The organism is Tsuneonella sp. CC-YZS046 (assembly GCF_035581365.1).
Classification (GTDB): domain Bacteria; phylum Pseudomonadota; class Alphaproteobacteria; order Sphingomonadales; family Sphingomonadaceae; genus JAWKXU01.
Genome location: NZ_CP141590.1, coordinates 659,937 through 680,448, shown reverse-complemented (window position 1 = coordinate 680,448; position 20,512 = coordinate 659,937). Strand labels below are relative to the sequence as shown.

General features: G+C 62.3%; 18 protein-coding genes. 8 read left to right on the top strand and 10 right to left on the bottom strand.

Translation table 11 applies throughout. The features are described 5' to 3' along the window. Positions 1-7: 7 nt before the first annotated feature. Positions 8-1,138 (bottom strand): DUF47 family protein, encoded by a 1,131-nt coding sequence (locus U8326_RS03415; RefSeq protein WP_324742367.1) that lies wholly within the window; start codon positions 1,136-1,138, stop codon positions 8-10. A 159-nt stretch (positions 1,139-1,297) separates the two neighbouring features. Then, positions 1,298-2,080: a hypothetical protein gene (locus tag U8326_RS03410; RefSeq protein WP_324742366.1), complete on the bottom strand. Its 783-nt coding sequence runs from the start codon at positions 2,078-2,080 to the stop codon at positions 1,298-1,300. 252 nt (positions 2,081-2,332) lie between these two features. On the opposite strand from U8326_RS03410, the gene U8326_RS03405 reads away from it, so the two are divergent. Next, positions 2,333-2,797 (top strand): MgtC/SapB family protein, encoded by a 465-nt coding sequence (locus tag U8326_RS03405; RefSeq protein ID WP_324742365.1) that lies wholly within the window; start codon positions 2,333-2,335, stop codon positions 2,795-2,797. An 82-nt stretch (positions 2,798-2,879) separates the two neighbouring features. Here the strand turns inward: U8326_RS03405 and U8326_RS03400 are convergent, their stop codons facing one another. Continuing rightward, positions 2,880-3,872: a LysR family transcriptional regulator gene (locus U8326_RS03400; RefSeq protein WP_324742364.1), complete on the bottom strand. Its 993-nt coding sequence runs from the start codon at positions 3,870-3,872 to the stop codon at positions 2,880-2,882. A gap of 230 nt (positions 3,873-4,102) precedes the next feature. Here U8326_RS03400 and U8326_RS03395 point away from each other — a divergent pair, with 230 nt between their 5' ends. Both U8326_RS03395 and U8326_RS03390 read left to right on the top strand, forming a co-directional pair. Further along, positions 4,103-4,783: a glutathione binding-like protein gene (locus U8326_RS03395; RefSeq protein WP_324742363.1), complete on the top strand. Its 681-nt coding sequence runs from the start codon at positions 4,103-4,105 to the stop codon at positions 4,781-4,783. A 5-nt stretch (positions 4,784-4,788) separates the two neighbouring features. After that, complete coding sequence (locus U8326_RS03390) at positions 4,789-5,583, top strand: hypothetical protein (RefSeq protein WP_324742362.1); 795 nt, start codon at positions 4,789-4,791, stop codon at positions 5,581-5,583. A gap of 152 nt (positions 5,584-5,735) precedes the next feature. On the opposite strand, the gene U8326_RS03385 is transcribed toward U8326_RS03390, so the two are convergent. From U8326_RS03385 to U8326_RS03375, 3 genes are all read right to left on the bottom strand, one after another. Next, positions 5,736-8,174: a TonB-dependent receptor gene (locus U8326_RS03385; protein ID WP_324742361.1), complete on the bottom strand. Its 2,439-nt coding sequence runs from the start codon at positions 8,172-8,174 to the stop codon at positions 5,736-5,738. A 173-nt stretch (positions 8,175-8,347) separates the two neighbouring features. Next, positions 8,348-9,256, bottom strand: a complete 909-nt coding sequence (locus tag U8326_RS03380; protein ID WP_324742359.1) for a VOC family protein — start codon at positions 9,254-9,256, stop codon at positions 8,348-8,350. 132 nt (positions 9,257-9,388) lie between these two features. Next, on the bottom strand, positions 9,389-9,922 hold the full coding sequence (locus U8326_RS03375) for a VOC family protein (RefSeq protein WP_324742358.1): 534 nt from the start codon (positions 9,920-9,922) through the stop codon (positions 9,389-9,391). 163 nt (positions 9,923-10,085) lie between these two features. Between U8326_RS03375 and U8326_RS03370 the strand changes: the two genes are divergently transcribed. Further along, on the top strand, positions 10,086-10,625 hold the full coding sequence (locus tag U8326_RS03370; protein ID WP_324742357.1) for a VOC family protein: 540 nt from the start codon (positions 10,086-10,088) through the stop codon (positions 10,623-10,625). Positions 10,626-10,651: 26 nt separating this feature from the next. On the opposite strand, the gene U8326_RS03365 is transcribed toward U8326_RS03370, so the two are convergent. The 4 genes from U8326_RS03365 to U8326_RS03350 form a co-directional block, all read right to left on the bottom strand. After that, on the bottom strand, positions 10,652-11,629 hold the full coding sequence (locus tag U8326_RS03365) for a Gfo/Idh/MocA family oxidoreductase (RefSeq protein WP_324743510.1): 978 nt from the start codon (positions 11,627-11,629) through the stop codon (positions 10,652-10,654). An 83-nt stretch (positions 11,630-11,712) separates the two neighbouring features. After that, positions 11,713-12,315 carry a TetR/AcrR family transcriptional regulator gene (locus U8326_RS03360; protein ID WP_324742356.1) on the bottom strand — a complete coding sequence of 201 codons (603 nt, stop codon included), beginning with the start codon at positions 12,313-12,315 and terminating at the stop codon, positions 11,713-11,715. Positions 12,316-12,574: 259 nt separating this feature from the next. After that, positions 12,575-14,356, bottom strand: a complete 1,782-nt coding sequence (locus tag U8326_RS03355; protein WP_324742355.1) for a DEAD/DEAH box helicase — start codon at positions 14,354-14,356, stop codon at positions 12,575-12,577. Between the two features lie 215 nt (positions 14,357-14,571). Then, a complete protein-coding gene (locus U8326_RS03350; protein ID WP_324742354.1) occupies positions 14,572-15,357 on the bottom strand; it encodes a TetR/AcrR family transcriptional regulator in 786 nt (261 codons plus the stop codon). Positions 15,358-15,439: 82 nt separating this feature from the next. On the opposite strand from U8326_RS03350, the gene U8326_RS03345 reads away from it, so the two are divergent. From U8326_RS03345 to U8326_RS03330, 4 genes are all read left to right on the top strand, one after another. Next, complete coding sequence (locus tag U8326_RS03345; protein WP_324742353.1) at positions 15,440-17,092, top strand: bifunctional 3-(3-hydroxy-phenyl)propionate/3-hydroxycinnamic acid hydroxylase; 1,653 nt, start codon at positions 15,440-15,442, stop codon at positions 17,090-17,092. Next, a complete protein-coding gene (locus U8326_RS03340) occupies positions 17,083-18,006 on the top strand; it encodes a VOC family protein (protein ID WP_324742352.1) in 924 nt (307 codons plus the stop codon). Before U8326_RS03345 ends, U8326_RS03340 begins: the two co-directional genes overlap by 10 nt. A gap of 65 nt (positions 18,007-18,071) precedes the next feature. Continuing rightward, entirely contained in the window at positions 18,072-19,997 is a 1,926-nt protein-coding gene (locus U8326_RS03335) for a PQQ-binding-like beta-propeller repeat protein (RefSeq protein WP_324742351.1), read from the top strand. A gap of 32 nt (positions 19,998-20,029) precedes the next feature. After that, positions 20,030-20,488, top strand: a complete 459-nt coding sequence (locus U8326_RS03330; protein ID WP_324742350.1) for a nuclear transport factor 2 family protein — start codon at positions 20,030-20,032, stop codon at positions 20,486-20,488. The last annotated feature ends 24 nt before the right edge of the window (positions 20,489-20,512 follow it).

Genomic DNA, 20,512 nt, shown 5'->3' with positions numbered 1-20,512 from the left:
GCCGGGGTCAGGAATGATCGATCACGAGGCCGTCGATCTCGTTCGCGACATCCTCGAACCGGTCGACCACACGTTCCAGCCGTTTGAACAATTCCTGGCGAGTAATGAATTGCAGGGGGTCCCTGCCGCCGATTTCCTTGAATATCCGCCTGAGGCCCGCCGCATGGATTTCATCCGCGTGACCTTCCATCCGCACGAGCCGCTCGGTCAGCTCATGCAGGCGCACTCCATTGTCGGCAATCCTCCGCAGCAGCGGGATCGCTTCGGCCGTCAGCCGCGCCGCATCGACGATTATGCCAGCCATATCCCGCATTTCCGGCTCGAATTCCGAGATTTCGTAAAGATCGACCGCGCCTGCGGTCTGCTGCATCTCGTCGATGGCATCGTCCATCGCCGCGATCAAATCGGTGATCGCGCCGCGATCGAACGGAGTCAGGAAAGTGCGGCGCACGGTCTGCAGGACTTCCCGTGTGATGTTGTCGGCGTCATGCTCGCGCTCCTCGATCTCGCGAATATGCGCGAACTTGCCCGGCCCGCCCTGCAGCAGCCGGGCAAGGGCATCCGCTCCAGCCACCAGGGTGGCGGCCTGCTGCTCGAACAGTTCGAAGAAATTGCCTTGCTGGGGCAGTAGTTTCTGGAACCATCCGAACATAGCATTCACCCCTGTCTTGTCCGCGACCGCGGTTATGAATTTCCTGCCCTGCGCCGCCGCCCGGAATTCCTTTGCCCCGAAACTCCGGATCAAGGCCCGCAGGTCTTCCTCGTCCACAGCCCGCGCCGCATCCGCGAGCGTGAACCAGCGCCGCTCACGTTCGTGCTGCTCGTTCCAGCTTTCGAGTTCCTCGGTGACGGCGAACGGGAATACGAGCACATCCGTCCAGACCGACGCGCCGGAACTCCGCCGCTTGCGAAAACGATAGGAACCGATCGGCGTGGGGCAGGCAGCGCCCAGAACGCCCGCTTCCTCCTCCGCCTCCCTTCCCGCGCTGGCATGGGGCGAAAGCCCTGCGATGGGCTTGCCCTTGGGCACGACCCATCGCCCCTTTCCACGGGACGTAATGAGGAGAATGCGGATCGTAGCATCGACGGCGGGAGAGTCGGCGCGGTAGGGCAGCACAGCGATTTGCCGCTTGGCCATTACCTTATCCCTCCACCCGCTAACGGCGCCGCGGCTAAACGAACTTGGCCCCACAGACAACGGCGCCACGCCCTCAAGCCGGCGTTTGATGGAAATTGGATGTGGAAATGTCAAATTTCAGTCATAAATCAGACGCGCCGCGACACCCAAGCAGCGCGATTACTGTCGCTTCAGATCGTAATCGATACGGATCCGCACCCATTCGCCAACCATGGTCCGCCCGCCGACCCTTGGCGGACGCACGCGGAACTGCCAGGCAGCCGCCAGCACGGCGCGCGCGATGCCCGAATCTTCGGGATATTCGCCGACAGCCACGCAATCCTCGACACGGAAATTGGGCACGGTACGGCACATAATCATGCCCCAACCCGGTCCACGGGACGTAGAAAGATACCCGCGCAGCTCATCATCGTAAGGCTCGCGATACCATGCGGCGGCATAGAGCGGCTCACCGTTCGGACCCGATCCACCGACCCGTGGCGTGTCGCCCGGGCTGCCGGTGTCGGGCGGCCCCATCTTGGGCTGGCTGGCGGCAGCCGGCGCGGGTGGAGCCGGCATCGTAGCTATGTTGGCGGCGGCCATCTGATCGCGCGGGATCTGGATCATCGGGGCGGCTGGCGGCGTCGGTTGCCGTTCCACGGGTTCCGGCTGCACCTGTTCGGGAGTGGGCTTGTGTTCAGCCGGGCGCTCCGCCCGTTTCGGATCGGGCGCCTTGCTCTCCTCAGGCGCCTTGGAATCTTCCCGATCGGGCGCTCGTTCGAAGGTCGTCAAATTGACTTCCCTCTTTTTGTCCTGCGTGATCGAGGAACCAAGGGTCAGCAGCACAAGCACCAGCCCCGCTTCGAGCAGCAGGGCGACGAAAAGACCCGTCGTCCGCCGTCCAAGCCCCGCGCGCATCCGCTCGGGCAGGAAAGCGAGAAAAGCGCGGCCTGGCTGGGACAAGAAACCTCGACTTCAACCGCTGCGGGATACGCAAGGACCCCGGAGCGCAGCAGAGGGGCGGGATAGGGTGTCGCCCGCTTCAAGACAAGCCCAATGCGGGCAGCGGAGCGGGAAAGCGCAATTCGGGGAATCCGTGTCATCCTTCGGCGAGCCGGGCTTTTGCCATGTTGCTCCTTGCCACGCCGCAGCTATGGCTTCAGGCTGGAATGCGAAAGGCGGCATGGCGATCCAGGCGGCCTGCGAGAGGGACGCATGACGCTAGCAGAATTTTTCCAGGCAAATGGCTTCAATCCTCTGCCGCATTTCGTCGCGCTGCTCACAGCCTATCTCTTTGCCTTGCCGATCGGCTGGAATCGCGAAAGGGCCGAGCGGAGCGCCGGCTTGCGGACCTTTCCCCTCGTCGCCGTCGCCAGTTGCGGGATCGTGGAAGCCGCCGAAGGCCTCACCGTCGGCCACCCGGAGGCCATGGCCCGGATAGTCGAAGGCATCATAACCGGCATGGGCTTCATCGGCGGCGGCGCGATCCTGCGAACGAAAGCCAGCGTATCCGGCACGGCGACAGCGGCAAGCCTCTGGGCGACGGGAGCGATGGGGATGGCTGTCGGCCTTGGCAGCTACGACGTGGCCTTGATGATATGCATCGTGACTGTGGCCACATTCGGCCTGCTCTCGCCGCTCAAGCATCACATCGACGAGCAGCCTGCGACGGAGGATTAAGCGCCTTCGCGCATCTTGGCGTCAAGCGTCCTCGATCGAGCTTCAACGCCCCACTTCTGAACCGCCGGAGCCGGCAACAGCCCTACCGGCCGAGTTTCGAGAACCGTGGCGGAAGCGTCGGCATGGTGCGCATGACCGGAATTTTGAAGGAACCATCCAGGCTGGGCGCCTTCCCTTCCCGGCCGCCCAATATCCCGATGATCTCATCCTTGACCGCTTGCTGGGTCGCATTCAGCCGTGCCGATGAAAGATGCACCAGGGATACAGCGCCGCACAGCTCCGGATTGACGAGCCTCTGATATTCCAAGGGAATTCCGGATAATTGGCCGGACAATTGAGCAGAGGCATAGGAAAGCGGCAGGACACACCTCGCTCGCCCCGTCGCCAGGATGGATAGCAGGACGGCGACGGATTCCGTTTCAAGCAGGGGATCGAACTTCTTGCCGAAGCGCTCGGCCATTTCATCCAGCACCTTGCGCCAGGTCGTGGCGTGGGAACTGGAAACCAGCGGCAAATCGAAGATCGATGCAAAATCCACGTCCTCGCCCGGCAAGGCATGATCCGCATGGCTGACCAGGCAGAACTCCTCGCGATAAAGCGGGGTCACATCCAGATTGGAATCCTCCGAAACGCTAAACAGGATCGCGAGATCGAGCCGCCCGTCCAGCAGCCATTCGTAGATGCTGCCGGCTCCGGCATCCGTGATATAGACTCGCACTTCCGGAAAGCTGTCGGCCAGCCTGCCATACAGCTCTCCCGCGATGACCGCCGAGGTCGTGGAAGGCATGCCGATCGCAACCCGGCCCCTGGGCGTGTCCGCAAAGCCGCTGACGGCATCGCGCATTTCACGATATTGGCGCAACAGGTTCCGGGCTTTCTCGTAGAACGCTTTCCCCGCCGGGGTAAGCTCCACGCCCTTCCGGTTGCGATCCATCAGCCTGACCCCCAGGTCGGCTTCCAGATTGGCCAGGTGAACGCTGAGAGAAGATTGAGCGATATGGAGATGCTCGCTCGCCTTCAAGAGGCTGGTATTGTCCGCAATCGCGACGAAATACCTCAGGTGACGTATATCCATCTCGCCTCTTCTATTTATATCAATGGCTTATATTTAGCTTCCCGAGTGATTTCTCATCACTCGTCCAGAAACCAGCGCCATCCGGCTTTCTGCCCCGCAGATAGCACCTATCTGAATAAACTATAAGGCAAGCCTTCCGATCATCCATATGCTCGAGCCAATGGATTAGGCGCTTCCCCGGAAACGCGTCTTTCCGCAGAATGCTGAAAAGGCCGGCCTGGGCTGAGGATATGATCAATATCTATTATGGCGCGACGCCCAATGTCTACAAGGTGACTGTCGCGGTCGAGGAAATGGGGTTCGAGAGCACCCGGATAGCTGTCGACATATTCAACGGCGATCAATTCAAGCCGGAATTTCTGAAGATCAGTCCCAACAACCGGATACCTGCAATCGTGGACACCGATCCGGCGGGAGGCGGAGAACCGGTCAGCGTTGCTGAATCCGGGGCCATCCTCATCTATCTGGCCGAAAAGTCGGGGCGCTTTCTGGCGCCGGGCGGGCAGGAGCGGGCTCTCACCCTGCAATGGATCATGTGGCAGATGTCGGCCCAGGGGCCGACTTTGGGCCAGTTCGGGCATTTCCGCAATTATGCGCCGGAGAAGCTGCCCTATGCGATCGAGCGCTTCGGAAAGGAGGCGCGCAGGCTGTATGCCCTGCTCGACAAGCAATTGGCGGATCGTGCATTTCTCGCCGGGGAATATTCGATCGCCGACATGATCAATTGGCCATGGCTTCTCTTTCGCGATCATCATGGGCTGGATCTCGACGAATTTCCGCATCTGGCGCGCTGGTTCCACGCCATCGAGGCACGACCGGCGGTGCAGGCGGCAATGCGGGATGCGACGATCCCTCCACCCCCGACTTTCACGGACGAACAGCGCAAGCTCCTGTTCGACCAAAGGGAATGACCGGAATGCTGGAGTATGTTTCCATTCCGGACGCGGTCGGCCTGCCTGGCCTGCGGGTGGTGCTTTCCCCCGGCTTTCCCGGCCCCTGGAGCGTGGCCGCCAAGATGATCCTGGACCTCAAGGGCATTCGATACACGCCCGTCGCGCAGTCCATTGCCTGCGAGGACAAGGTCCTGCGAGAATGGACCGGCCAGGAATCCGCCCCGGTAGCGGTGCTGGACAGCGAACGGAGCCGCTCGCGCTGGGACGAGATCCTGCTGCTTGCCGAGCGGCTGCAGCCGCAGCCTTCCCTTATCCCCGAGGACGAGAGACTGCGGTGGGAGATGTTCGGCCTCTCCAGCGCGATCTGCGGCGAGGACGGGCTGGGCTGGAACTTCCGGCTATACAAGATGGCGGCCTGGGAAGATGCCCTGGCCGGCAAATCCCCGGAGCCGGTTTTCCTCAGCCGGGAACAGGTCGACGTGATGCAGTTCCGCTACGGCGATCCGTCCCGCAGCGCGGCCGGCGCGAAATCCCGGATGATCGCCATTCTGGAACTTCTCGCGGAACAACTTCATGAAAACCGCAGGAAAGGCAGCCCCTATCTGATCGGCGACCGTCTGACGGCAGCCGACATCTACTGGACCAGCTTTTCCAATCTCGTGGCGCCGATGCGGCATGAACATTGCCCGATGCCGGACGCCTATCGGGCCATGGGCGAAGCGATGGGCGCGGATCTTGGCGACACGATCGACCGGATACTGATCGAGCATCGCGATGCTGTGCTCGACCGGCACCTGGCGCTGCCCTTGCGGTTCTGACGAAGAAAGAGCGGCGGCAAGCCGGGCAAAACTCCAGCGGGCCGCAATTATAAACGGGCGCGAAGGTTTGTGCCAATCGCGCCCGTTATATTGGTTATCGGGTTGATGGGGAAAGCGTGGTTTCCGCATCAACCCGGATCGTTGTTGGATCGTCAGAAGTCGAAGGTAGCGGTGACGCCATAGGTGGCGGGCCTGCCGACACCTCTGGAGATATTGTCCTGGGCGACGGTGACGTTGAGCCAGTAGTATTTGTTGGTGCAGTTGTCGCACCAGACATACAGGCTCCACCTGTCGTCCGGACCGTTGATGCCCGCCCGCCCGCTCAGCAATCCGTAGGAGCCGATGGTGAAGGGAGCATCATAGCCGGGAAGGAACCGGTTCTGCGGCCCGCCGGCTGGCAGCGCCGGAATTTCCGTGATCGAACCGCCGAGGGTGGCGTCGGTCTTGCCGACCCAGCGCCAGTTGGCGCCGATGAACGGGCTGATCCGGCCTGCATCGAAGGTATATTCGCCGCCCAGCATGTAAGACCACTTGGGGGTCAGCGGCAGCTTCTGCCCGTTCATGTCCAGCGGCCCGACGGCCGTGTATTCGTTCGGGTCGATCCTGGTGATCTCCGAATCCAGATAGGTGGCCGACGCGGAAAGGCTCAGCCCGCGCACCGGGGCGGCGTTGATTTCGATTTCCGCGCCCTTGACCTTGGACTTGGGGATGTTGCGCAACTGCGGCAAGGCGCCCCATACCGCATCGTTGATCGAGCCCTGGACCTGCTTGTCGCGATAGTCGTAGATGAACCCGGCCGCATTGATCGTCAGGCGGCGGTCCAGCAGTTCCGACTTGAGGCCGATTTCATAGGCCAGCACCGATTCCTGCGTGACCGGCTGCAGCCCGACGTAGCTGGCCGGGGAGCCGGTCGGGAAGCTGCCCGTCTTGTAGCCCTTGGAGACGTTGCCGTAGAGCAGCAACTCGTCGGTCGCACGATAATCGAGGCCGACCCGCCACGAGACATTGTCTTCCTTCAAGGTGTCGCGGAACTGTTCCCCGGGGATCAGGGCGTAATTGTGCGTGAAGCAATCGCCGGGCTGGATATAGGGGAACAGATCGGGATTGATCCTGCTGCCGTCGGGATTGAGGTTGCCGTTGAACAGGTCACCCAGATAGTTGAAGACATTGGCGATGTTGCCGTCCCCGGCGTCGGTCCCGCACGCCCTGTTCTTGATGGTCGACTTGGTGTAGCGGATGCCGCCCTTGGCGGTCAGCCGGGGAATGATTTCGGCTTCCAGATTGGCGAATGCCGCGATGTTCTCGATCGAATCGTGCTTCTTGATGCCGTTCTGGAAGATGCCGGAATTGATGGCGCTGGTATTGTTGGCGTAGGATTGCAGCTGGTCTTCGGCGATCTTGCTGTTCTCGTAATTGACGCCGACCACCCAGTGCAATGCGTTATTGCCGGTATTCTCCAGCCGCAGTTCCTGCGAGAAGCTGTCGATCCGGCCATCCATCCTGGTCTGGTCTTCGTTCTGGATCGCCGAGCCGCTGCGCGACGCGCCCATCTCCTGGCGGAACCGGACATAGGACGACAGCGAGGTCAGCAGCAGATTGTCGGTCGGGCTGAATTCCAGCCGCAGCGAACCCTGGATCTGGTCGCGGTCCGCGAACAGCCGGGTCGGGGTGGACTGCATGATGAAGTCATTGTCCGACGGTCCCACCGGGCCGCCCCAGTCGGCATAGCGCGGGTTGGTGGGGATGAGCGGCTGATCCAGCACCGGAGCGCCAAGCGGCGTCGTCAGATATTGCGTATAGGCATACTTCGTGCCGGCCAGCGCCAGCGCCTGAGGCTCGGACTTGTCCTTCCAGCCCGCCACCGTGAGGGTCGCCTTGAAGGTGTCGTCCGGTTCCCATTCGAGAATGCCGCGGCCGGCGAAGTATTCTTCCCGCCCGTTGCGGTCCCACGGCCGGGTATAGCTCTTCTGCCAGGGGTCCATCACATGCGCCTGTCCGGCAAAGCGCGCCCGCACCGTATCCGACAGCGGCCCGCTGACATGGCCGGTGAACTCGAACAGGTTGAACCGGCCGTAGGTCGCCGAAACCCCCGCCTCGAAGCTGTCGGTCGGCTTGTTGGCGATCAGGTTGATCGCGCCGCCGGTCGAGTTCTGGCCGAACAGCGTGCCCTGCGGGCCCTTCAGCACCTCGATCCGCTGCAGGTCGAAGGTCTGATTGGAGGCGGTGATCGGAAACGCCAGCGGCGCTTCGTCGAGATAGAAGCTGACCGCCGGATAGGCGCCCAGCGCGCTCGAGTTGAACCCGATCCCGCGCAGCGAGAAAACCGGCACGTTGTAGTCCGACCGCGCAAAGGTCAGGCTCGGAACCGCAATCGCCAGGTCTTCCCCGCCCTGAATGCGCTGCTTCTCCAGCGCATCACCAGACAGCACGCTCAGCGTCTGACCAACATCCATCAGGCTCTGCTCGCGCTTCTGCGCCGTCACAATAATCTCGTTCAACCCACCAGTCTCCTGCCCATGGGCAGCGGCGGCCCATCCCATCGCCATGGCGGACGTTCCCAGGCCCAGGATCATCTTTTTCCCAAGTGACATTCTCTTTCCTCCCGTCTGCTATCTATTTTGAGGTTACCGAAACAAATTCAGATCACGTTATAAAATTTTGAAGGCCGGTTTGCGACTGCAATCGGGAATATTTCAACCATTTCCCCTGATCTGGCGCATTGTTGCCACACCGCCGCGCGCATCATGCGAATGTCCGTTTGCGTTCATGTGAAGAAGGGCTGGGTGTATTCGAAGCCGACGAAGCGATCCATTTCCTCGGGGATGGCCGCCAATTCCAGCTCACGCTCCGCATCGACGATATAGCCGGCCACGATTCCCTCGGCCCGCATCATGGCCGGTGAGGCGTATCCAGCCTGTTCCAGCCGCGCGAACATCGCTTCGATCTCTTCCGTGGAGCGCGAGATGATCGCGACGTTCATGATGCCCTGATCCGCTATGCAGAAATCCGCCGGCCGCTTTCGCCCGACCGGATCTTCATATTGGACGATCTCCAGGCTCCGGTCCCCGATCGTGACCGCAAACCCCTTGCGCCTCGCCCCGGCCAGGCCCCACAGCGCTTCGTCGGCCGCATCCCTCACCTCTTCAAGCGGCCGGACGGGAAGGCCAAGCGTATCGCGATAATAGGCGCGCGCGGCTTCCAGGTCGGAGACGGAGCTGGTGGCGGACCGAAAGGCCGGACCGGCGCGGCCGCGATCTTCCACCACTTCGACAATCACGCCCACTTGCGGATCGCGGAACGCCATCCGCCTGCCGCCCGGCCCTTCCGCCGACCCGAGCAGCGGGACGCCGCGCCTTTCCAGGGCATTGCCGCTGCGTTGGAGATCGGGCACCGCGATGCTGAAACGCACCCAGCCGCAGTCGCAGGGCCTCCAATCCGCAGGCATCGGCCGCTGCCCCGGGCTGGTGTGATGGAAGAACTCGAGCTGAAAGAAATCCTGATCCCCGATCATCCACCACATCAACGCGGTGTCCTCTGCCGACAGGCCGTGAACCTTGATGGTTTCCCCCCAGAGACCCTGCCCGCCGGCATTTCTGAATCCGAACGCTTCCGAATAAAGGCGCAAAGATGCGGGAATATCGGACGAATTCATCCCGATTTGCGCGATCTGCATGCCTCTCCCCACATTTTTATAATGCGTTATGGCATGGCTATAGCCGCGCAGGCTTGCGTGCAAGGCCAAAATTCGTAATGTTTTCGGGTTCAGCGGCGGCAATCCACAGCCGCGGCACCGCGGCCCGCAGCGTCAGCCGAACGCGAAATCGCGCAAGATGTCCGTTCCATCGAAGCCTGCCGGCGCATCCCGGACCATTGTAAAGAAGCCGCGCACGAGTTCGCTCGGCGCATATAGCTCGATCATATGGCCATAGAGATCCAGCGTATCGACCATGAACACCTCGACGCCCGCTGTCAGGGTCCCGTGGAATGCGATGGGAAAGCCGTTTTCCTCGAACCGCGCCGCCACCGTCGGAGGGTCCGCCACCAGGATCGCCTTGTGATGCATCCCGGCCTTGCCGCCGGTCCGATCCAGCACATCGGTAAGAACCGAAGGCTGATCGTCTTCCGGCTGCATGAACTCGATCATCACGTCGCCCCACTGACCGAAGGCGGAGCTGTGATTGAAAGGGACGTCCCGGCCGCGATATCTGGAGGAGCTGAGCGGAATATTGCTGGCGACGAAAAACGGGCCTGTGCCGAACAGCCTTGCGTGTTGCAGGCAGGCTTCGCGAATATCGGGCACCACATAGGCGATTTGCGCCACAGCTTCATTCGTAATCATCGCTCTCTCCCGGATCGTGCGGATTGTTTGGGACGGCCTGCCAAACCTTGTTTCGATCTGCCGGGCCGGTTTGATTTTTGGAACACGTTATCGCATTCATGACGCCGAGAAATGAAACTGTCATCCGCCATCTTGCGGCGGATTTCACGATAAGGAACCGAGGATGTCCCTGCTGCGCCACCCTTTCCGCCAGATTGCCTATGCGGTTCCCGATCCCGTCGAAGCGGCCTTGAGGCATTCCGCCCTGTATGGCTCCGGCCCGTTCTTCCATGCCCGGCACGTCCCGGTGCGCGACTTCGTGTATCGCGGACAACCGGGAAGTTTCGATCATTCCACCGTCTTCGGCCAATGGGGCGACGTGATGGTCGAGTTCTTCATCCAACATAATGACGCACCCTCGCATGGGCATGACATGTTTCCATTCGGCAGTGGCCAGGTCGGGATGCATCACGTCGCGCTCATCGTGCCGGACATGGGCCGCGCGCTCGCGGAATTCGCGGAAGCCGGGTTTGAACTCGCTTCGACCTTCCATGTCGGCGGCGACAGCGGTTTCGACGTGGCCATGATCGATACCCGCCCCGCCAACGGCCATATGATCGAGCTTTACGGCGATGTGGCGCCCGTCCAGGCGGCCTATGCGCTCGCGCTCGATGCCGCCGCAAGCGATCAGGAACGCGCCCGGATCACCGAAATCAGCTTCTGACGAAGACATGCCGGGCACCCGCCTCGTCAGCGGACCCGCATCCCGGCCGCACGATAGATGGCATCCACCACTTTCATATTGGCGACACCATCGCCCGCTGGGGTCCGGATCGGCGCCCCGTTGCGGATGACGTCCGCGATTTCCTTCCATTCGAACACGAATGTGGGAGTCATGTCGAAACTTTCGGTGGTTTCCACGCCGTCTACCGTCAATGTCCAGCCATGACCGAAATGGGGGACCAGCGGATTGGTGGTTTCGAGCCTGCCCCGGCTGCCTTCCACCACGAGCCGGATGTCCCACGGATCGGTTCGCAGGGAAGTCTCCACCGTTGCGACGCACCCGCCCGGAAACTGAAGCGTCGCCACCATCGATCTGTCGATGTCCGCGCTCAGCAGATCCGGCGTCGCGCTTGTGACGACCGGTTCCTCGCCGGTCACGATCCGGCACAGGCTGATGCAGTAACAGCCCGGGTCCATGGTCGCCCCGCCCGCCAGATCGTAGCTGAACCGGATGTCATCCGGCTCGAAGAAATCGCTGGAGAGATGCACCCTGGCGAGGATTCGTTCGATCCTGCCGAGCGCGCCGCTTCGCACGAGTTCGATGAGCCGATGGGCCAGCGGGTGGTAAAGATAGTGAACCGCCTCGATCAGCGGCAGGCCCGTCTCCTCGGCGACGGCGCGAAGATGCTCGGCTTCCTCCGCATTCGAGGCCAGCGGCTTCTCGCACACCACGGCCTTGCCCGCACGCAAGGCGGCGATCGACCATTGCGCATGCAGCGCATTCGGCAGGGGAACGTAAACGACCTCGACTTCCGGGTCCCGCAGCAAATCCTCATAGCTGCCGTATCGGGGAAATCCGTATTGCCTGGCGGTGGCCGCCGCTTTCTCGATATTGCGCGAAGCGATGTTCACCACTTCGATTTCGGGCAGCATCTCCCGATGATCCATCAGGCCCCAGCCGATGATCTTCGCGCAGCCCAGGATGCCTACCCGCACCGGATTCATGCCCAATCCGCTCTCCGCTTCTTATGAATTATAGATGCCGGAGAATATCCGCCCGGCCGCGTCGCCCGCAAAGTTAGTGCGCGTTATAAGTTTGTCAAACCGCTAGGCCGCCTTGCCGGATCGATGTCCGGCAGCAGCGGGTCGATCAGCCTGCCATGCGTCGCGATTTCACTTTTTAGGCGGGTGGAATATTGATCCAGCCCGAGCGCGAGCAATCGCATGGCGACACCCATGCGGATCTGCGCCTTGAATTGCGCACTGTCCAACTCGTCATGCACCCAGAAGTCGATGGTTCCGGCAAAGAATATCTGGAGATCGCGCGCCAGCGCCTGCGGCACGAATGAATCCCGGAAGCCGCCGCATTCCGACAGCGACTGGACCACCGCCCACCAATAACGGAATGCACGATCCATGAAGAGCGGCCGATTGACCGGATCGGGCACGCCAAGCAGGAACCGAAGGAGCGGCCGGTAGAAATGGGGATCGGCCGTGTAGATGGTGACGGCGGCATCCGACGCCTGAAAAACATGCTCGATCGGATCGCCGCGCTCAAGCGTGGAAAGCCTTGCGACATCGACCCGGTCCATGCACTGGTTCAGAAGCGCGTAGAGCACAGTCGCCTTCGAACCGATCAGATTATAGGTGGTGGCCAGGCTGAAACCGGCGCGCAAGGCCAATTCACGCATGGAAAAATCCGTCGAGTTCGTTTCGCGAACAAGCGTTTCGGCAGCATGCAGTATTGTCCGTCGGCGCCCCTCCTTCTTCTGCTCCCTCAACATCCGCCTCCAGCCCCTTGTGAAAAGCGATTGGCCATCGAGGCCAAAAGCTCACTTCCAGGGGATGTAAACGGCAAGGTTGAGGTTCGCAAATCTCATCCGCATGGCTCCGCGCAAAAGTAGGACCATTCGCCCGCCGCGCACCCCGGCCTCTTCGGCGGGTGCTGTATCAGCGCGCCGCGCGGGGCTGGCCCTTGCGGTGCCGATGCGCCCCCGCCTTGCCGGGCCGGCTCTTGCGCGGCCCGCCGTCATCGCGAGGCTGCGCCCTGTTCGCGCCGCCGCGCTGCTTGCGCGCATGGCCACGGGCTGCTTCACGCGGGCTTTCGGGCGCAGGCTCGATGCGGATGCCGCTCTCGTCTTCGGCCCCCTCCTTCGCGGAGCGCTGCAAGGCCGAGCGGAACCTGGCCTCCACTGCCCGGGGCACCTGGAAGAATGTCTCGTTCGCCGCGATTCGGATCGCGCCGATCTCGTTTCGGGTGATGTGGCCACGGCGGCAGAGCAAGGGCAGAATCCAGCGCGGATCGGCATTCTGCCTGCGGCCGATGTCCATGCGAAACCACACGACATCCTCGAACCCGCTGCGATGGCGGGACTTGTCCTGCCCCTGCTCCCCGCCCCGTGGGGAAAGATCGATCAGTTCCTCCGGCTCCGGCAGGGATTTGCGATGGGCGCGAACCAGCGCGACGGCGATAGACCGCGCATCCTTCTGCTCCAGCAGGCGTTCCGCCAGAAGCTGATCCTCTTCGTTCGCCTCGACGGGATCGAGCCCGGAATCAAGCCCGGAAGCAAGCAATGTGGCGATCAAGCGCTCGCGATCCCGTTCGCGGATGAGCGCCGCGCTCGGCACCTCCACCCATTCCGCGGCAATACGCGCCCGGCGCAGCATCTCCTCCACGCGGCGGCGGCGAGGGAACGGCACGATCAGCACCGCCGTGCCCTTGCGTCCGGCCCGGCCGGTGCGCCCGGAGCGATGCTGGAGCGTTTCTGCATCGCGCGGCACCTCGACATGGATGACGAGGCTGAGCGATGCGACATCGATGCCGCGGGCCGCCACATCGGTCGCAACGCAGACCCGGGCGCGCCCGTCGCGCAGCGCCTGCAAGGCGTGGTTGCGTTCGTTCTGGCTATGCTCGCCCGAGAGGGCCACCGCTGCAAAGCCCCGCTCGACCAGCGCCGAGTGGAGATGGCGAACATTGTCGCGGGTGGCGCAGAACAGCATGGCGGTTTCCGCCTCGTGGAAGCGGAGCAGGTTGATCACCGCATGTTCGATATCCGCGGGGGAGACGGCCACCGTCTGATAGGAGATGTCGCCATGCCCCCGATCGTCGTCGATCGTGGAAATGCGCAGCGCATCGCGCTGATACCGGCGGGCCAGCGCGACAATCGGTTTGGGCATGGTCGCGGAAAACATGAAGGTGCGGCGCTCCGCCGGCGTCGCGTCCAGGATTTCCTCGAGATCCTCACGAAACCCCATGTCCAGCATTTCGTCGGCTTCATCCAGCACGACGAAGCGCAGGCCTGAAAGGTCGAGCGCGCCGCGTTCCAGATGGTCGCGCAAACGCCCCGGCGTGCCGACGACGATATGGGTGCCATGCATCAGAGTGCGCCGTTCCTTGCCTGGGTCCATACCGCCGACGCAGGTGGTGATGCGCGCGCCGGCCTTGCCGTAGAGCCACGCAAGTTCCCGGCTGACCTGCAGCGCCAGTTCACGGGTCGGCGCGATCACCAGCGCCATTGGAACGCCTGCCGGAGGCAGTTCGTCGGCCAGCAGGTTCCTCGACATGGCCATCCCGAACGCCACGGTCTTGCCGGAGCCGGTCCGCGCCGAAACGATCAGGTCGCGGTCAAGGGCTTCCGGCTCCAATACGGCGGCCTGAACCGGGGTCGGCTCGGCGTAGCCTCGCTCGGCCAGGGAAGCGGAAATCTGCGGGGGAAGATGATCGAATGACATAAGGCTCGAAAGGTTGCGCGGACTCTCCCCCGGCAAGAGGAGAATCGACAGGGAGGAATGCTGGCTTGCGGATGCGTGCTTCCCGAGGGAAGCGCCTGGAAGCGTTTTACCGGCAGGGGCGCCCTAGCCGTTTGCACCTGCCGCTGCCACTGTTCATTTCGGAAGAGCGTTTCAATGCCGCGCGCAACGGCAGGCGAAACCCGCTGGCCGGGTTGTCAGCCTTGCCACCAGGGCAGGCTGGACGGCCCCTGCTCCACGATGCGGGTAAAGGCCCGTTCGACCACTTTCGCCGCCTTGACCTTGCTTGCCCCGAACGCGCAGAGGACAAATCGTGCCATCGACTGGATATAGTCGAAGGACTTCTCCCTGCTGATCAGCCGCAGAATGGCCTCCGCCTTGGCGCCCATCAGCATGTCGCTGGCGCAGACGATGTCGTCCACCGAATAATCGCCGGTTTCGATGCCCAGCGCGATGTCCTGGCGGATCTTGCTGGTGAAGAGATCCTCTTCGCGAAGCAGGCCGATGCGCGCGATGAACGCGCCCCAATGCGGGTCCATGTGGGCGCGAATGAGGAAGAGCTGGAAGCCGGTGGCGGTGCGCATCATCGGATCGGTCAGCACATCGTAGATTTCGGCGATCCCCGCCGTCATCTCATCCGCGAGCTGCGATCCCAGTTCGCTGATGGCCTGATCGAGGGAATTGAAATATTTGTAGAATGTGCCCCGCGAGACATCGGCATGTTGCACGACGTCGTCGATAACCGCCGGAGCGCGCGCGGACTCCCCCGAGCAGACGGCCATGACCGATTCGAGCAGGCGGCGGCGCATCCGTTCGCGTCGCTCCCTGGCAACGCGAACGCGATGATCTTCGCTTTCGGACTGGCTTGCCGTCGGGATAGTCTCTGGGTCCGCCGAAATCGTTCCTCTCCGTGCATCGAGAACCGTATTCTCACCGAATTTCACCTCGCCGCCAAGCCGCCCGATCCAATCACATAATATCATTTTCGTCATTATGACATTGACGTCGATTATCGCGCTTGGCACTCTCCCCATCGCCGCGCAAAAAAGACGGGATTCGGGAGAGATGAAGCACGAACGAACGTTCGATGTGATTCAGGTCGGCTACGGACCCGTGAGCGAGGCGCTGGCGATCATGCTGGGCCGGCAAGGCCGCTCTGTCGCCGTCTGCGAGCGCTGGACCGAACGCTATCCGCTCCCGCGCGCGGTGTGCATCGATCATGAGCTGTTTCGCGTCCTGGCCGCCAACGGCCTCGGGCCGGTCCTGCCGTCGGTCACGCACCCCGGGCCGCTCTATCAATGGTTCAGCCCGCAATGGGAGGAATTGCTCGTCATAGACTGGTCCGCGCCATCCATATCGGGCGGACCGGAGGTGAATTTCGTTCACCAGCCGACGCTGGAGGAAGCGATGCACCAGGCTGTGCGCGAGCAAGCCGGTGTGGAGCTTTTTCTCGGCTGGGAAGTGACCGGCGTTCGGCAGGATGCCGGGATGGCGCATGTCGATATGATCCATGCCGCCACGGGCGAGACCCGGACATTGTCGGCGCGTTTCGTGATCGGCTGCGACGGAGCCAATTCGATCGTCCGCCACACGATAGGCGATGATCGCGAGGACCGCGGCTTCGAAGCCGATTGGCTGGTGATCGACGTGCTCCTGAAAGAAGGCGCCACGATCGAGAAGCTGGGTATTCCGGCCGCCGGCCAATATTGCAATCCGGCCCGGCCCACCACGATCGTCCCCGCCGGCGTGCGCGATGGGCGCATATTCAGGCGCTGGGAATTTATGCGCCTGCCCGGCGAAAGGGTGGAAGACCTGGAGAACGAGCAGACGGTCTGGTCCTTGCTGGAGCCCTGGGCCGGCCCGGAAGATGTGGAGCTGGTAAGGCACAAGGTCTATAATTTCCGCTCGCTTCTCGCCCGCCAATGGCAGGATTTCCGTCTGATGATCGCGGGGGATGCCGCCCATGTGATGCCTCCCTTCATGGGTCAGGGCATGTGCTCGGGAATGCGGGACGCCTGGAACCTGACCTGGAAGCTGGGAATGATCCTGGACGGCAAGGCCAGCCTGCGCCTCCTCCAGAGCTATCAGGAAGAACGCTTGCCCCATGTCAGCCAGATCACCGATATCTCGATCTATCTGGGCAAGATCATCTGCGTGCCGGACCCGGCCGAGGCGGCGGAGCGCGACCGGGCCTTCCTCACCGGCCAGGCGCCCCCGCCACCGCCCTTCCCGCATCTCGTCGCAGGCCTGCTCCATCGCCCCGAGTCCGGCGAGGATAAGGCGGCGGGGCTGCTTTCGCCGCATGTCGATGTGGAGATCGGGGGACGGACGCTCCGGCTGGACGAGATCATCAGCCCCGGGCGCAATTTCACAATCATCGCCCGGCATGAGGACCCTGCCGCCCTGCTCGATGCCCCGACCCGCAAGGGGCTGGAATGGATCGGCGTGGATTACGTCGCGCTGGGTTCTGCAGTGAAGGACTGTGATGGAAGGCTGGAGCAGTTTCTCACAGATCTTGGAGTGACCGCGATTATCGTGCGCCCCGATTTCTACGTTTACGGCAGCGCGCAATCCGCAAGCGATCTGCAATCCCTTGCTTCCGATCTCCTGCGCGATCTCGCGGCCCACGGTGTCGCAGTCGCGGATATCGAAGGCGGCTGCGCGGCCCCTCCCCTATTGGAGCAAGCACACCCGGCAGAGACGATGACATGGCAGTAAAAGGCGCTCTTTCCTTTACGCTGGAGGTTCCGGATCTCGCGGCCGGCGTGCAATTCTACACCGATGCCGGCCTGGAAGCCTGGGTCACAGACAACGTCGCGCATTTCCGGTGCGAAGGGGCGAGCCGCCCGTGCATCAGCCTGATCGGCGGCAAGGAACGCAAGCGGCTGCACCACATTTCCCTTCGCGCCGACGGACTGGATGAAATAGGAGCGCGGGTCGAAGGTTCGGGAGGAACGATAGTCGTCCCGGCCAGCGGCGCTCAGGCAGGCGGCCTGTGGGTTCGGGACCCCCATGGAATGCTGATCCACCTCGTCGACGTTCCCGACGATCCTCCGCGCGAACCTTCGCAGCCATTCGAGATAAACGCGCCGGGCCGCCTCGTCCGCCGGGGCAGGTCCGCCATGCAGCCGGGCAGCGCATATCAACCGGTCAGGCCGACGAGGCTAGGGCATGTGCTGGTATTCACACCGGACGTGATGCGCAGCGTCGCATTCATGACCGAGGTTCTGGGAATGGGCCTGGCCGATCAGGCGCAGGATGTGATCGCATTCTGCTGCGCGAAGCGGAACAGCGATCATCATGTGGTCGCCTTCGCGAAATCTCCCGGCATCGGCTTTCATCACGGCAGCTTCGAAGTGCATGGACCCGACGAGGTGGGACGCGGCGGACGAGCATTGATGGAAAAATCCGCGCGGGGCGAATGGGGCTTCGGACGGCACACCATCGGTTCGAATTTCTTCCATTACATACAGGACCCCTGGGGCTCCTGGTTCGAATATTACTCGGACATGGATTACATCGAGGACTACGCGCTGTGGCAGCCGACCAATTACGGGATGGAGGACAGCCTGGCCAATTGGGGGCCTGCGGTGCCGGAGGATTTCGTCACCAATTACGAATGCCCGGCGTGACGCGGGATGCAGGGTCACAAAGACAAGATATTGATCGGATGAGAGGGGGATGGATGATGGGTAGGATGGTGTGCCTTTTCGCGGGCATCGGATTGTTGGGACTGGCCGCATCGGCCGGCAGCGCGGTCCAGCCCCGCACCAATGAAGATGGCACGGCCATCGCCGGCAAGGACGAGGGCACTCCGGACCAGCAATTCGCGATGCCGGTTGAAGGCGATACGGACTGGCCGAGCTACAACCGGCAGCTGGATGGCAATCGCTTCAGCGAGCTTGCCGAGATCGACACCGAAAACGCCGGCAAGCTGACAGAAGTCTGCCGCGTGCGCATGGGCGGCGCCGGACCCTTCAATTCCGGTCCGGTGCTGGTCAACGGCGGCCTCTACTACACCACCAGCCGGGGCACGGTCGCGGTCAATCCCCAGAACTGCGACGTGATCTGGAAGTCGCTCTACAGCCCCGAGGAAGAGGAAGTCTTCGTCCATAATCGCGGAGTGGCCTATACGGACGGCATGGTCATCCGCGGCACCGGCGACGCGCGGATGGTGGCCTACGACGCCAGGACCGGGCGGGAACTCTGGCGGGAGAAGATCGGCAACCCGGAGATCGGCGAATATGTATCCGCCGCACCGATTGCATGGGATGGCAAGGTCTATATCGGCCTGGCCGGCGGCGACTGGGGGATACCGGGCCGAATGCTGGCGCTCGACAGCAAGACGGGCAAGACAGTCTGGACCTTCAATCTCATTCCCCATCCAGGCGAGTATGGCAACGACACCTGGCCGGGTGAAACCTGGAAGAAGGGCGGCGGCGGCACGTGGTCGTCCTACACCCTCGACCCGGAGAAAGGGGAACTGTTCATCCCGGTCGCCAATCCGGCCCCCGATCTCAATCCCTGGGTCCGCAAGGGCGACAATCTCTATACCAATTCGGTCCTCGTGCTGGACGCGAAGACCGGCAAGAGGTTGTGGCATTACCAGACCCGCCCGAACGACAATCACGACTATGGCGTCACGCCCCCCGCCTTGCTGATCAGGAACGGAAAAGGCCGCCCGGTGGTGATCCAGGGATCGAAGGACGGCTATGTCTATGCGATCGACCGCAACAGCCACAAATTGCTCTACCGAACCCCGGTCACCACGATCCTCAATCACGATGCCGATCCGACCGCGGAAGGGCTGAAAGCCTGCCCCGGCATGACCGGCGGCGTCGAATACAATGGTCCCGCCTATGATCCCGCACGCAGGATCGCCACCTTCGGCGCTGTGGACTGGTGCTCCATCCTGTTCTTCGAAGATCCGCCCAAATATGAAGCAGGCCAGATCTACATGGGCGGCTCGTTCAAGCAGGACGGCCTGGGTTCAGGCTGGATCACCGCGCTCAACGTGGATTCCGGCACCGTAAAATGGAAGCATCACGCGCCCGCGCCAGTGGTGGCAGGCCTGACCTCGACCGCGGGCGGCGTCACCTTCGCGGGCGACCTGGCCGGCACCCTGTTCGTCTTCCAGACCGAGGATGGCAAGCTGCTCCATTCCATCGAGACGGGCGGCGCCATCGCCGGCGGAATCATCACCTATCGTTCGGGAGGCCGGCAATATCTGGCTGTTCCATCCGGCAATATCTCGCGCTCGACCTGGCCGCAGGCCGCGCCGGGGACGCCATCGGTGATTATCTATGCCCTCGGCGACGATGCGGCCGCCGCCACAACCGATAGCCAGCAGAAGAACGTGGCCGCTTCGGCGGATAATGCCACCCGGAAAGCGGACGCGGCACGCGGACACGCCACCTATGCGGCAACCTGCGCGGGTTGCCATGGCGCGCAGGGAGAAGGTCTGGTCGGCCCTGCCCTCAAGAACATGGGAAGCAAATATAGCGAGGAAGCCATGATCGCCTTCCTTCTGAAGCCCACGGCTCCGATGCCGCCTGTCTATCCCGGCCTGCTCAACAAGCAGGAACTCGTCGATGTCGCGGCCTATACCCGCACCATAAAGTAGAAAATATCAATATTATTTCAAAGGATTATGAAATGCCTGCGAGTGTCGAGGAAAGATTGCGCCTGATCGAGGACAAGCTGGAACTGTATGACCTGATGCATGACTATCAAAGGCTTGCCGATGAAAGGCGATACAAGGACTGGGCCGAATGCTGGACCGACGATGCGGTCTTCGAGAACTCCTTCGGCTCGCTCCACGGCAAGCAGCAGATTTACGAAGCCTGCGATGGCCAGATGGCGGTATTCCAGGATCAGGAGCATGTGATCGGCAACACGCGCTTTCGCATATCCGGCGATGAGGCGACCGGAACCGGCATCGTGATCTTCATCGGCCTTCCCAAGGTCGAACAGCCCGGCGACTATGTCATGACCGGCGGACATTACGACTGGCGCTTCCGGCGCACCGATAAAGGCTGGAAACTGAGCTATTCCTTCTTGCGTTTTTTGTGGAGCCACAACGACCGCGATGGAATGTTCACAAAGCCGACTTGAGGCGCATGAATTTCACGAGTGTGT